Origin of the sequence: Streptomyces sp. MUM 2J (assembly GCF_022414535.1) — a bacterium.
Taxonomy (GTDB): domain Bacteria; phylum Actinomycetota; class Actinomycetes; order Streptomycetales; family Streptomycetaceae; genus Streptomyces.
Genome location: NZ_JADWYM010000029.1, coordinates 59,629 through 71,989, shown reverse-complemented (window position 1 = coordinate 71,989; position 12,361 = coordinate 59,629). Strand labels below are relative to the sequence as shown.

The window sequence follows — 12,361 nt, the reverse complement described above, 5'->3', positions numbered from 1 at the left end:
CCGACCGGGAGCTGACCCGCCATGCAACTCACCGCACCGGCCACACACCGCACCGGTACCCGCGACACCGACGGCATGGCCGTCGCGTCCTTCATCCTGGGCCTGCTGGGCCTCCTCGTCCTCAACCTCTTCCTCGGCCCGGTCGCCATCGTGCTGGCCGCCGTGGCCCTGTGGCGCGGAACGTCCCGCCCGGGCCGCGCCTACCTGGGCCTCGCCCTCGGTGTCGCCGACCTGGTCGTCCTGCTCGCCTTCATGCAGGTGGACCACACCGTGTCCTGGAGTTTCTGACCCGGGCGCGGCGCCACCGGGGCCCTCCGGGGCGTATGGCCGACTTCCCCTGCGGGCCGCCGGAATCCGGCCCCGTAGAATCGGCCTCACCATGGCTTACCTCGACCACGCCGCGACCACGCCGATGCTCCCCGAGGCGGTCGAGGCGCTCACCGCCCAACTCGGCATCACCGGCAACGCGTCCTCCCTGCACGCGGCGGGACGCCGTGCGCGGCGCACCGTGGAGGAGGCCCGCGAGACCCTCGCGGAAGCGCTCGGCGCCCGCCCCAGCGAGGTGGTCTTCACCTCCGGCGGCACCGAGGCGGACAACCTCGCCGTCAAGGGCCTGTACTGGTCCCGCCGCGACGCCGACCCGGCCCGCACCAGGGTCCTCGCCAGCCCCGTCGAGCACCACGCCGTCCTGGACGCCGTCCACTGGCTCGGCGAGCACGAGGGTGCCACCGTCGAGTACCTCCCCGTCGACGTCCACGGCCGGGTCCACCCCGAGGCTCTGCGTGAGGCGATCGCCCGCAGTCCCGGCGACGTCGCCCTGGCCACCGTGATGTGGGCGAACAACGAGATCGGCACCCTCACGCCGGTCCGTGAACTGGCCGACGCCGCCGCCGAGTTCGGCGTCCCGCTGCACGCCGACGCGGTCCAGGCCTTCGGCCAGGTCCCGGTCGGCTTCGCCGACTCCGGGCTCGCCGCGATGACCGTCTCCGGCCACAAGGTCGGCGGACCGTACGGCATCGGCGCGCTCGTCCTGGGCCGCGCGTACGAGCCCGTGCCCGTGCTGCACGGCGGCGGGCAGGAGCGGCACGTGCGCTCCGGCACCCTCGACGTGCCCGCCATCGCCTCGTTCGCCGTCGCCGGACGGCTCGCCGCCGAACGGCGCGCGTGGTTCGCGCGGGAGATCGGCGGTCTGCGCGACGCCCTCGTCGACGCGGTCACGGCGGCCGTCCCGGACGCGATCCTGGGCGGGGATCCGGTGGACCGCCTCCCGGCCAACGCCCACTTCACCTTCCCCGGCTGCGAGGGCGACTCCCTGCTGCTCCTGCTGGACGCCCAGGGCATCGAGTGCTCCACCGGCTCGGCCTGTACCGCGGGCGTCGCCCAGCCCAGCCACGTCCTGCTGGCCACCGGCACCGATCCGGACCTGGCCCGCGGCACCCTGCGCTTCTCCCTGGGCCACACCTCCACGCGGGCCGACGTCGACGCGGTCGCCGAGGCCATCGGCCCCGCGGTGGAGCGGGCCCGGGTGGCCGGACTCAGCTGAGGCCCCCGGTTCCGCGCGACCGGATTTCGGGCGAGGCCGGGCGCCTGACGGGAAGTCCGTGCGAGACCGGGGGGACCGGTCGGGGTCCGGGAGCCGGCCGGGTCGGTGACAGACCCGGATCCGCCTTCCCCCGGGGGCAGGTGCAAGTGGGCCGGGGCGCGGGCGGGCCGACGGCCACCTGGAGGGGGAGCCGTCCGGCCGCGGGCCCGGACACGAGGCGACCTACGAGACGGGTTCCCTTCGCCGGCATGGTCCGGATCAGGTGGCTGGGGGTCGCCTTCCGGTCGGCCGGTCTCTCGGCCGGCAGGCCTTCCGGCCTCTCAGCCCTACCGTCGACGTCGGCATCGGCGGAAACCGAGGTTTCACGCCCACGTCGGCTACTCCGGTCGGACTCCCTCACTCATCTCGTAGGTCTATCTCCAGGGTAAACCGTTTGCTATCGGGCGGAAGGGGAGGGAGCAGGATTTCTTCCCTCGTTCTCCGCGGCTGTTCTCGCACGGCGCACGAGCCCCAGATACCGCTCCCAGTCCCAGTGCGGTCCCGGGTCGGTGTGGTCGGTCCCGGGCACCTCCACGTGCCCGACGACGTGCTCGCGGTCCACGGGTATGCCGTACCGCAGGCAGACCGCCGCCGCCAGCCGGGCCGAGGCCGCGTACATCGCGTCCGTGAAGTCCTGCGGCCGGTCCACGAAGCCCTCGTGCTCGATGCCGACGCTGCGCTCGTTGTACCCCCGGTTGCCCGCGTGGAAGGCCACGTCCAGCTCACGGACCAGCTGCGTGACGCCGCCGTCCTGCCCGACGATGTAATGGGCCGCCGCCCCGTGCGCGGGATCCCGGAAGGCCTTCACCGCGCCGTCCCGGCTGCCCTGGGTGACATGGACGACGACCCGGTCGACCGCGTAGTCGTCCGGCCGGTCCGCCCGCCGGAAGTTCGCCGGCGACGCCGACACCCACCGCGCGCCCGGGAAGTCGACCGCGCCCGCCACCCGCGGTCTCTCCACCCCGGGCAGCCGCCACCACAGCCGGGCCAGCTCCGCACGGGCCAGCACCGCCGAACCCACCGCCGCGGCCGCGCCGCCGACGAGCAGGGTGCGCCGCCCGATCCGCCGGTCCCCGTCGCTCCTCGTGTCCCCCATGTGATCGACAACGCACACGCGCGGACCGCGGTTCCCGAGCCCCCGTACCCTGGAAGGGCTATGACTGACACCCCGCAGCGCTCCCCCCGCCCCCTCCGCGTCCTCGCCGCCATGTCGGGCGGCGTCGACTCCGCCGTCGCCGCCGCGCGCGCCGCCGAGGCGGGCCACGACGTGACCGGCGTCCACCTGGCGCTCTCCGCCCACCCGCAGTCGTTCCGCACGGGCGCGCGGGGCTGCTGCACCGTCGAGGACTCCCGCGACGCCCGCCGCGCCGCGGACGTCATCGGCATCCCCTTCTACGTGTGGGACCTCGCCGACCGCTTCCGCGAGGACGTCGTCGAGGACTTCGTCGCCGAGTACGAGGCGGGCCGCACCCCCAACCCGTGCCTGCGCTGCAACGAGAAGATCAAGTTTGCCGCTCTGCTGGACAAGGCGCTCGCCCTCGGCTTCGACGCGGTCTGCACCGGCCACTACGCGAAGATCGTGGAGCACGCGGACGGCAGCAGGGAACTGCACCGCGCCTCTGACGCGGCCAAGGACCAGTCCTACGTCCTGGGCGTGCTGGACGAGAAGCAGCTCGCCCACGCCCTGTTCCCGCTCGGCGACACCGTCACGACCAAGGACGAGATCCGCGCCGAGGCCGAGCGGCGCGGCCTCGCGGTGGCGAGCAAGCCCGACTCGCACGACATCTGCTTCATCGCCGACGGCGACACGCAGGGCTTCCTGGCCCGGAGGCTCGGCACCGCCGAGGGCGACATCGTCGACGAGGCGGGCAACCGGCTCGGCACCCACGAGGGCGCGTACGGCTTCACCATCGGCCAGCGCAAGGGCCTCAGGATCGGCACGCCCGCCGCGGACGGCAAGCCGCGCTACGTCCTCGACATCTCCCCGGTGAACAACACCGTCACCGTCGGGCCCGCCGCGGCGCTGGACGTGTCCGCGCTGACCGCGATCAGGCCCCGCTGGTGCGGGACCGCCCCGGCCGGCCCCGGCACCTACACCGCGCAGCTGCGCGCCCACGGCGGCGAGACGGAGGTGACGGCCGAGGCGAGCGCCGGGGAGCTGAGGGTGACGTTCGCCGAGCCGGTCCGCGGCGTCGCCCCCGGACAGGCCGTCGTCCTGTACGACGGCACGCGCGTGGTGGGCTCCGCGACCATCGCGTCGACCACGCGCGCGACGACGGCGGTCTGAGCGCTCAGCCCGCCACGAACTCGGCCAGCACCGGCCCCAGCGCCTCCGGATCCACCATGTGGGTCTGCCCCGCGAGTTCCCGGTAGGTGCCCCGGGGCACCGTCCCGGCGATCTCCCGGCCCGCCTCGCGCATCCACCGCGGGCTCGCGCCGCCCACGACCGACAGGACGGGCACGCCGATCGCCGACAGCCGCTCTCGGGGGAGGAGGCCGTCGCCCATGACCGCGGCGTCGTGGGCCAGGCTCGGTGCGACGGCCTCCATGCCGGCCCACATCGGGGACTGGCGGGCACCGGCGATCATCTCCTCGCCGAGGCCCGTCAGCCGCAGGAACAGCTCGACCGCGTCCCCGCGCCGGCCCTCGCCGAGCGCCCGCTCCAGGTCGGCCGTGTACCGGGCCTGCTGCTCGGCGCCGCCCGCCAGACTGTCGGCGAACGGCACCTCGTAGACCACGGCCCGGTCCACCGTCAGTCCGCTCGCCGCGGCCCGGAGCACCAGCGCACCGCCCGAGGAGACACCGAACAGGGCCGCGTCCCCGCCCACCGCCTCGACCAGCGCCGCCAGGTCCTCGACCTCGCGGTCCACCGCGTACGGCGCGGTGTCACCGCTCTGGCCGCGCCCCCGGCGGTCGTACACCACGGCCGTGCAGCGGTCGGCGAGCCGCTGCGCCAGCGGGGCCAGGGTGCCGCCGGTGGACATCGCACCGCTCACCAGGATCACCGTGGGACCCCGGCCGGTCACGCCGTACGCGACCGCGGTCCCGTCGCGTGAAAGAGTCTGCTTCTCCATGCCTGTGCAGACTGCCACTGCGGCGCGGGCTCATCGATGACGACATGCCCGGACCGGGCGCCCGGCCCGCTCGGCCCCGATCCGGTCCGGCGTCGGCCTGCGTCAGCGGATGACACCGGGTTGCCGACCGGACCGGTGCGGCATCAGGCCACGTTCGCCCTGCTGGCCCCCGGGGCCGCGGGTGAGGGGCAGCGATGCGCCCCCGGTGTGCGGCGCGTGGCCTCTCCGCCGCCGCGCCGCGCCGCGCCCGGGTCAGCCGACGACGTCGACCTCGTAGAAGCAGAGGTGGTCCTTGATCAGGGCCACCTCGGGCTTCGGCTCGGGGTACGCCCAGACCAGGTCCGCCGCGTCGGGCAGCGACCAGTAGGACGCCGTTCCCTTGAAGGGGCAGTGGGTTCGGGTGCCGGAAGGGGTGAGGAGGTCCAGGCGGACGTCCTCGGCGGGCAGGTAGTAGCGCACCGGGCAGCCCGTCTCCCGCAGCACGAGCGGCCGGTCGCTGTCCGCCAGGACCTGGCCGCCGTGCACCACGCGGACGCGCCGGGTGCCCTGCTCGATGGTGATCGTGTGTCCTCGGGTCATGAGGGGGACAGCGTTCTCCGGGGCCGTCTTCTTCCCGCGTACGGTGGCCCCATGCGCATCTGTGTCTTCCTCTCCGCCGCCGACCTCGACGACTGCTACACCCGCCCCGCCCGCGAGTTCGCCGCTCTCCTGGGCAAGGGCGGGCACACCCTGGTGTGGGGAGGATCGGACGTGGGCCTGATGAAGGTGGTCGCCGACGGGGTGCAGGAGGCCGGCGGCCGGCTGTGCGGGGTCTCCGTGGAGTTCCTGGCCGCCCGGATGCGCCCGGCCACCGACGAGATGGTGGTCGCCCGCGATCTGGCCGAGCGCAAGCGGCTGTTGCTGGAGAAGGCCGACGCCGTGGTGGTCATGGTCGGCGGCACCGGCACGCTCGACGAGGCCACGGAGATCCTGGAGTTGAAGAAACACGGCCACACCGACAAGCCGGTGGTGCTCCTCAACACCGCCGGCTTCTACGACGGCCTCAAGGAGCAGTTCCGGCGGATGGAGGCGGAGGGCTTCCTGCCGCGCCCCCTGGGCGAGCTGGTGTTCTTCGCCGAGGAGCCGGCCGGTGCCCTGACCCACCTGGAGGAGTGCCGGGGCGGCGCGTAGGCCGCCGCGGGTGGTGGCAGCATGGCGGGCATGGCTACACATGTGATCACCGGTGCCGGGTCCGGTATCGGCGCGGCCGTCGCCCGCCGCCTGCACGCGCGCGGCGACGACCTCGTCCTGCACGCGCGCGACGCCGGCCGTGCCAAGGAGCTGGCGGCCGAATTCCCGGGGGCCAGGACGCTGGTGGGCGATCTCGCGGACCCCGACAAGCTGTCCTGGGCCTTCTCCCACCAGACGATCCCGGACCGGGTGGACTCCCTGCTGCACATCGCGGGCGTCGTCGACCTGGGCCGGGTCGGCGAACTGACCCCGAAGGCCTGGCGCCACCAGCTCAACGTCAATCTCGTCGCGCCGGCCGAGCTGACCCGGCACTTCCTGCCGCAGTTGCGGGCCTCCCGCGGCCATGTGGTGTTCGTCAACTCCGGCGCCGGCCTCGCCGCGCACGCCGAGTGGTCCGCGTACGCCGCCTCCAAGCACGGCCTGAAGGCCCTGGCGGACTCCCTGCGCCAGGAGGAGCACGCCCACGGCGTCCGCGTCACCTCCGTCTACCCCGGGCGCACCGCCAGCCCGATGCAGGCCAAGGTGCACCAGCAGGAGGGCAGGGAGTACGACCCCGCGCGGTGGATCGACCCCGAATCGGTCGCCACCGCCCTGCTCATGGCCCTCGACCTGCCGGCCGACGCGGAGGTCAACGACCTCACGGTGCGGCCGGGCCGGTGAAAAGCGGCGCCAGCGTTCCGTAGGCTTCCCGGGTGAGTGAAAACAGCCAGTTCAGCTTCGGTGCCGCTACCGGGGTCGGATCCCTGCCCGGCGGCGACGCCCGGGAGGCCGTCAAGACCGCCACCGGGTCCTTCGAGGACTTCGCGTTCCTGCCCGAGCTGCCCGCCCGCGGGCCCGGCGCGGACATGATCGGGCGCACGGCCGGGATGCTCGTCGAGCTGTACGCGCGCGTGGAGCCCAGCGGCTGGCGCATCGGCGACCGGCCGGGCCGCGACACCCGGCGGGCGCGGGCCTGGCTCGGCGAGGACCTCGACGCCTTGGAGGAGTTCACGCAGGGGTACGGGGGCCTGCTGAAGGTCCAGGCCGTCGGGCCGTGGACGCTGGCCGCCGCCGTGGAGCTGAAGAACGGCGAGGCCGCGCTCTCCGATCCCGGCGCCAGCCGCGACCTCGCCGCCTCCCTCGCCGAGGGCCTGCGCCTGCATCTCGCCGAGGTGGGGCGCCGGGTGCCGGGCGCCCGGATCGTCCTCCAGCTCGACGAACCCTCCCTCACCGCCGTGCTGCGCGGGCAGGTCGGCACCGCCAGCGGCTACCGCACCCACCGCGCCGTCGACCGGCAGCTCGTCGAGGCCACGCTCCGCGACGTGGTCGCGGCTCACGCCGGCGGCCCCGTCGTCGTGCACTCCTGTGCCCCGGACGTCCCGTTCGCCCTGCTGCGCCGGGCGGGCGCGGCGGCCGTCTCCTTCGACTTCGCCCTCCTCACCGAGCGTGACGACGAGGCGATCGGCGAGGCGGTGGAAGGGGGTACGCGGCTCTTCGCGGGTGTCGTGCCCGGCACGGACGGCCCGTTGTCGGACCCTGCCGGTAGCGTCATGGGGGTCAGGACGCTGTGGCGCAGGCTGGGGCTGCATCCGGGGCTGCTCACGGAGGCGGTGACGGTCACCCCGGCGTGCGGCCTCGCGGGCGCGTCCCCGGGGTACGCCCGCCGGGCGCTCGCCCACTGCGTCCGGGCGGCGAGATCCCTCGCGGACAACCCAGAGTAACGGGAGGACCACACGGTGGCCGGCGACAAGCAAGCGGAGACGACGACGGTGCCCGCCGAGGCACGGGAGCAGCACGCGCGGCTGGCGGAGCAGGTCGAGGAGCACCGCTTCCGGTACTACGTCAAGGACGCTCCGGTCATCAGCGACGCGGACTTCGACGAGCTGCTGCGATCCCTGGAGGCGCTGGAGGAGACGTATCCGCAGCTGCGGACGCCGGACTCGCCGACGCAGAAGGTGGCCGTCGAGTTCGAGACGGACCTCGCCGAGGTCGAGCACCACCAGCGCATGCTCTCCCTCGACAACGTCTTCGACGACGCGGGTCTCGCAGCCTGGGCCGAGCGGGTCCACAAGGACGCCGGCACGTCCGACTACCACCTGCTGTGCGAGCTGAAGGTCGACGGGCTCGCGGTGAACCTGACGTACGAGAACGGGCGGCTGACCCGGGCAGCCACCCGCGGCACCGGGCGCATCGGCGAGGACATCACGCCGAACGTCATGACCATCTCCGAGATCCCGCACCGGCTCCCGGGCGATCACGTGCCGCGGCTGGTGGAGATCCGCGGCGAGGTCTACTTCCCGATGGAGGCCTTCGCCGAGTTGAACGCCCGCCGGATCGCGGCCGGTGAGAAGCCCTACGCCAACCCCCGCAACTCCGCATCGGGTTCGCTCCGCCAGAAGGACCCGAGGGTGACGGCCACCCTGCCGCTGCACATGGTCGTCCACGGCATCGGCGCCCTGGAGGGCTTCGAGGGCCCGACGCGCCTCTCCCAGGTCTACGACCTGCTGCGGACCTGGGGCCTGCCCACCTCCCGGCACAACCGGGTGGTCGACGACCTCGACGGCGTACGGGAGTTCATCGCGTACTACGGCGAGAACCGGCACTCCGTGGAGCACGAGATCGACGGAGTCGTCGTCAAGCTGGACGAGATCCCCCTCCAGGGACGACTCGGCTCCACCTCCCGCGCCCCGCGCTGGGCGACCGCGTACAAGTACGCCCCGGAGGAGGTCAACACCAAGCTCGTCAACATCCGGGTGGGCGTGGGCCGGACCGGCCGGGTCACGCCGTACGCGCAGGTCGAGCCGGTGACGGTGGCCGGCTCGGAGGTCGAGTTCGCCACACTGCACAACCAGGACGTGGTCAAGGCCAAGGGCGTCCTCATCGGTGACACCGTGGTGCTGCGCAAGGCCGGTGACGTCATCCCGGAGATTCTCGGCCCGGTGGCCGATCTGCGAGACGGCACCGAGCGCGAGTTCGTGATGCCGGCCGAGTGTCCCGAGTGCGGCACGCCGCTGCGGCCGATGAAGGAGGGCGACGTCGACCTGCGCTGCCCCAACGCCCGTACCTGCCCCGCCCAGTTGCGGGAGCGTCTGTTCTATCTCGCCGGCCGCAAGGCGCTGGACATCGAGCACTTCGGCTACGTGGCCGCTGCGGCGCTCACCCGCCCGCTGGAGCCCGCCGAGCCGCCGCTGGTGGACGAGGGCGACCTGTTCGACCTCACCGTGGAGCAGTTGCTGCCCATCAAGGCCTACGTCCTCGACCAGGACAGCGGTCTGCCCAAACGCGACCCGAAGACCGGCGAGGAGAAGGTCGCCACCGTCTTCGCCAACCAGCAGGGCGAACCGCGGAAGAACGCGCTTGCGATGCTGGAGAACATCGCCGCGGCCAGACGGCGCCCGCTCGCACGGGTCCTGACCGGTCTGTCGATCCGGCACGTCGGACCGGTCGCCGCCGAGGCGCTGGCCCGCGAGTTCCGCTCCGTGGACCGCATCGAGCAGGCGACCGAGGAGGAGTTGGCGAACACCGAGGGGGTCGGCGCGATCATCGCCGCCTCGCTCAAGGAATGGTTCGCCGAGGAGTGGCACCAGGAGATCCTGCGCAAGTGGCGGGCGGCAGGCGTGCGGATGGAGGAGGAGAGCGCCGGCGAGGACGAGGGGCCACGCCCGCTGGAGGGTCTCACCGTCGTGGTCACCGGCACCCTGGAGAACTTCACCCGGGACGGCGCCAAGGAGGCCCTGCAGACCCGCGGCGCGAAGGTGACCGGTTCCGTCTCGAAGAAGACCTCGTTCGTCGTTGTGGGTGACAACCCCGGATCGAAATACGACAAGGCGATGCAGTCGAAGGTTCCCGTCCTGAACGAGGACGGCTTCGAGGTCCTGCTGGAACAGGGGCCCGAAGCTGCGGCCGAAGTCGCACTCCCGACCGAGGAGTAGCGGTTGAAGACCACCTGATCGGCGCATATCAGATGCATACGGGTGGCCCGGGCGCAAACGGGCAACCGTCGACGACCGGTGCCCGTGGAAGCCTTCTGCGGCCTACTGTTGAGGTGTGCACCTGCCGTGCCCAACTGCGGTCGGGGCATCCCCTTGTTCCGGACGGGCTCATGACGGACGGGGGAAAGGGTTTCCCAGCGCGGAGCCGCTGATGGTTGTCGGGCATCGGGCCGCGTGGCGTGGGCACCGCCGGCTGTGAGAGGGACGGGAATGGAACCGACCGAGAGCGTCGCCCCGGCCTCACGACTGCGCCTTGGCCGCATCGCGGGCGCATGGCGTGACCGGGCGACACGGGCATCGGAGCGCGGCGGCGCCCAGGGGCGCGCCGCCACCGTGCGCACTGCCGGCCTGCCCGGCGCCGAGCCCGAACGGCACCTGCCGTGGCCCGCGCTGCCCGCCACGGTCGTCGCCTCCGCCGCCGTCGTACTGGGCGCCGGTTTCCTGCGGGCCTTCACCGGCGACCACGCCCTCTTCCCGTCCGGCGCGGTCGGCTGGTCGCTGGCCGTGCTGACCGGCATCATCGTCGGCCACCTCGTCATGCTGGGCCGCGCCCGCTGGTGGGGCGGGACCGGCTCCGGCGCCGCCCTGACCCTCGCGGTGCTGCTGCTCTACGGCTGGGTGCCGGCCGGCATGGTCAGCCTCACCGTCGTCGTGCTGGTCGGCATCGCCCGAAGGCACCGCTGGCGCCAGGGCGTGCTGCACGGCGCGGTGGACATCCTCGGCATCGGCGCCGGGGCGCTGGTGCTGGCCGCCTTCGGCGCCGTCCCGTCCGTCGAGGAGCCCTGGGACTCCGGCACCTGGACCCTCTACACCGTCCCCGAGGTGGTGCTGGTCGCGGCGGCCTACCTGCTCGTCTCCCGCACGCTGCTGTGGTACCTGCACGCCCCCCGCTCGGGCGGACTGCCCACCGTCGCCCGCACCGCCCTGGTCCGGCAGGGCCTGGTCGCGGTCGCGCTGCTCGGCATCGCCCCCCTGGTGTGCGTGGTGGCCGTGGCCGAGCCGATCCTTCTGCCGCTGTTCTCCATCCCCCTCATCGCCCTCGACTCCACCCTGTGGATAGCCCGGGCCCGGGCGGAGGAACAACTGCGCGACCCCCTGACCGGGCTGCCCAACCGTCAGTGGCTGCTGGAGCGGATCTGGACGGCCCTGGACGACGCCGAACGCATCGACGCCCGCGCCGCCCTCATGCTGATCGACCTGGACCGGTTCCGCTCGGTCAACGACACCCTCGGTCATCTCGCCGGCGACCGGCTGCTGCTGCAGACGGCCGACCGACTGCGCCTGGCCCTGCCGCGCGGGGCGGAGGTCGCCCGCCTCGGCGGCGACGAGTTCGCCGTCTTACTCCCCGTCGCCGACTCCACCACCTCGGCGACCCGCGTCGCCCGCAACCTGGTCGCCGCCCTCAGCTCCCCCCTCGACCTGGACGGCCTCACCCTGGTGCTGGAGGCCAGCGCCGGAGTGGCCGTCTTCCCCGACCACGCCCTGGACGCCGAGGGAATGCTGCGCCGCGCGGACGTGGCGATGTACCAGGCGAAGAGGGACCGCACCGGAGTCGAGGTCTACGAGTCCAAGCGCGACTCCAACACCCCTGACCGGCTGGGGCTCCTGGGCGATCTGCGCCGGGCCCTCGACGCCCACCAGGTGCAGCTGCACTACCAGCCCAAGGTCCGCTTCGACGGACAGGTGGCCGGCCTGGAGGCACTGGTCCGCTGGGTGCACCCGGAGCGCGGCAAGGTGCCGCCCGACGAGTTCATAGCCATCGCCGAGTCCTCCGGCCTGATGCCCCACCTGACGGAGTACGTGCTGGAGACCGCGCTCGGCCAGGTCGCCGCGTGGCGCTCCCAGGGCCTGTTGGTCCCGGTCGCCGTCAACGTCTCCCCCCGCGACGTCCACACCCCCGGCTTCGCCGGCTCCGTCGCCGCCCGCCTGGCCCGCCACGGGGTGCCCGCCGGGGCGCTCCAGCTGGAGATCACGGAGCACGTCCTCCTGGAGGACCCGCAGCGCGCCGCCGACACCCTCGCCGGCCTCACCGGCCACGGCGTGAAGATGTCCCTCGACGACTTCGGCACCGGCTACTCGTCCCTGGTGCACCTGCGCCGCCTGCCCGTCAGCGAACTCAAGATCGACCGCTCCTTCGTCGCCCGTCTCGCCGTCGACACCGAGGACGCCGAGATCGTCCGCTGCACCGTCGACCTCGCCCACTCCCTCGGACTCCTCGTCGTCGCCGAGGGCGTCGAGGACGACGAGACCTGGGAGCGGCTGCGCGACCTCGGGTGCGACGCCGTGCAGGGCTGGCTGGTCGCGGCGGCGATGCCACCCGAGGAGACCACGGCCTGGTTGCTGGCGCGCGGCTCCCGCGGCTGGCAGCGCCCCGCGGCGGCCCTGCCGGCGGCCACGGCGGAGGACCCGGGCCGACTCGGCTGAGGGCGCCACGGCGGTGCCGCCGGTCGCCCGCGGCACCGCCGTGGCCGGTCGCGTCGTGCCCCGCGTCCCTCCGGGGCCCC

General features: G+C 73.6%; 11 protein-coding genes. 8 read left to right on the top strand and 3 right to left on the bottom strand.

Annotated elements, in window-relative coordinates; all coding sequences use genetic code 11:
- The first annotated feature begins 21 nt into the window (after positions 1-21).
- Positions 22-288 (top strand): DUF4190 domain-containing protein, encoded by a 267-nt coding sequence (locus I3F54_RS22205; protein ID WP_240120598.1) that lies wholly within the window; start codon positions 22-24, stop codon positions 286-288.
- A 91-nt stretch (positions 289-379) separates the two neighbouring features.
- Entirely contained in the window at positions 380-1,543 is a 1,164-nt protein-coding gene (locus I3F54_RS22200; RefSeq protein WP_240120597.1) for a cysteine desulfurase family protein, read from the top strand.
- 436 nt (positions 1,544-1,979) lie between these two features.
- Here the strand turns inward: I3F54_RS22200 and I3F54_RS22195 are convergent, their stop codons facing one another.
- Complete coding sequence (locus I3F54_RS22195; RefSeq protein ID WP_240120596.1) at positions 1,980-2,678, bottom strand: N-acetylmuramoyl-L-alanine amidase; 699 nt, start codon at positions 2,676-2,678, stop codon at positions 1,980-1,982.
- A 60-nt stretch (positions 2,679-2,738) separates the two neighbouring features.
- On the opposite strand from I3F54_RS22195, the gene mnmA reads away from it, so the two are divergent.
- Positions 2,739-3,869, top strand: coding sequence for a tRNA 2-thiouridine(34) synthase MnmA (gene mnmA / locus I3F54_RS22190; protein WP_240120595.1), 1,131 nt, complete (start codon positions 2,739-2,741; stop codon positions 3,867-3,869).
- Between the two features lie 4 nt (positions 3,870-3,873).
- On the opposite strand, the gene I3F54_RS22185 is transcribed toward mnmA, so the two are convergent.
- Both I3F54_RS22185 and I3F54_RS22180 read right to left on the bottom strand, forming a co-directional pair.
- Positions 3,874-4,656, bottom strand: coding sequence for an alpha/beta fold hydrolase (locus I3F54_RS22185; RefSeq protein WP_240120594.1), 783 nt, complete (start codon positions 4,654-4,656; stop codon positions 3,874-3,876).
- 252 nt (positions 4,657-4,908) lie between these two features.
- On the bottom strand, positions 4,909-5,235 hold the full coding sequence (locus I3F54_RS22180) for a DUF427 domain-containing protein (protein ID WP_240120593.1): 327 nt from the start codon (positions 5,233-5,235) through the stop codon (positions 4,909-4,911).
- A gap of 51 nt (positions 5,236-5,286) precedes the next feature.
- Between I3F54_RS22180 and I3F54_RS22175 the strand changes: the two genes are divergently transcribed.
- The 5 genes from I3F54_RS22175 (at position 5,287) to I3F54_RS22155 (ending at position 12,281) form a co-directional block, all read left to right on the top strand.
- Positions 5,287-5,826: a TIGR00730 family Rossman fold protein gene (locus tag I3F54_RS22175; protein WP_240120592.1), complete on the top strand. Its 540-nt coding sequence runs from the start codon at positions 5,287-5,289 to the stop codon at positions 5,824-5,826.
- Positions 5,827-5,847: 21 nt separating this feature from the next.
- Complete coding sequence (locus tag I3F54_RS22170; protein WP_240120591.1) at positions 5,848-6,546, top strand: SDR family oxidoreductase; 699 nt, start codon at positions 5,848-5,850, stop codon at positions 6,544-6,546.
- A 32-nt stretch (positions 6,547-6,578) separates the two neighbouring features.
- Positions 6,579-7,586, top strand: coding sequence for a methionine synthase (locus tag I3F54_RS22165; RefSeq protein ID WP_240120590.1), 1,008 nt, complete (start codon positions 6,579-6,581; stop codon positions 7,584-7,586).
- Positions 7,587-7,601: 15 nt separating this feature from the next.
- A complete protein-coding gene (gene ligA, locus I3F54_RS22160; protein ID WP_240120589.1) occupies positions 7,602-9,797 on the top strand; it encodes an NAD-dependent DNA ligase LigA in 2,196 nt (731 codons plus the stop codon).
- 270 nt (positions 9,798-10,067) lie between these two features.
- The gene (locus I3F54_RS22155; protein WP_240120588.1) at positions 10,068-12,281 is read left to right on the top strand and encodes a bifunctional diguanylate cyclase/phosphodiesterase; all 2,214 of its coding nucleotides are present in this window, start codon (positions 10,068-10,070) and stop codon (positions 12,279-12,281) included.
- The last annotated feature ends 80 nt before the right edge of the window (positions 12,282-12,361 follow it).

Coding starts and splice junctions, on each gene's coding strand:
- I3F54_RS22170 (WP_240120591.1), top strand. CDS start 5,848: ATGGCGGGCATGGCTACACATGTGATCACCGGTGCCGGGTCCGGTATC.
- I3F54_RS22205 (WP_240120598.1), top strand. CDS start 22: ATGCAACTCACCGCACCGGCCACACACCGCACCGGTACCCGCGACACC.
- I3F54_RS22200 (WP_240120597.1), top strand. CDS start 380: ATGGCTTACCTCGACCACGCCGCGACCACGCCGATGCTCCCCGAGGCG.
- mnmA (WP_240120595.1), top strand. CDS start 2,739: ATGACTGACACCCCGCAGCGCTCCCCCCGCCCCCTCCGCGTCCTCGCC.
- I3F54_RS22180 (WP_240120593.1), bottom strand. CDS start 5,235: ATGACCCGAGGACACACGATCACCATCGAGCAGGGCACCCGGCGCGTC.
- I3F54_RS22195 (WP_240120596.1), bottom strand. CDS start 2,678: ATGGGGGACACGAGGAGCGACGGGGACCGGCGGATCGGGCGGCGCACC.
- I3F54_RS22175 (WP_240120592.1), top strand. CDS start 5,287: ATGCGCATCTGTGTCTTCCTCTCCGCCGCCGACCTCGACGACTGCTAC.
- I3F54_RS22185 (WP_240120594.1), bottom strand. CDS start 4,656: ATGGAGAAGCAGACTCTTTCACGCGACGGGACCGCGGTCGCGTACGGC.
- I3F54_RS22155 (WP_240120588.1), top strand. CDS start 10,068: ATGGAACCGACCGAGAGCGTCGCCCCGGCCTCACGACTGCGCCTTGGC.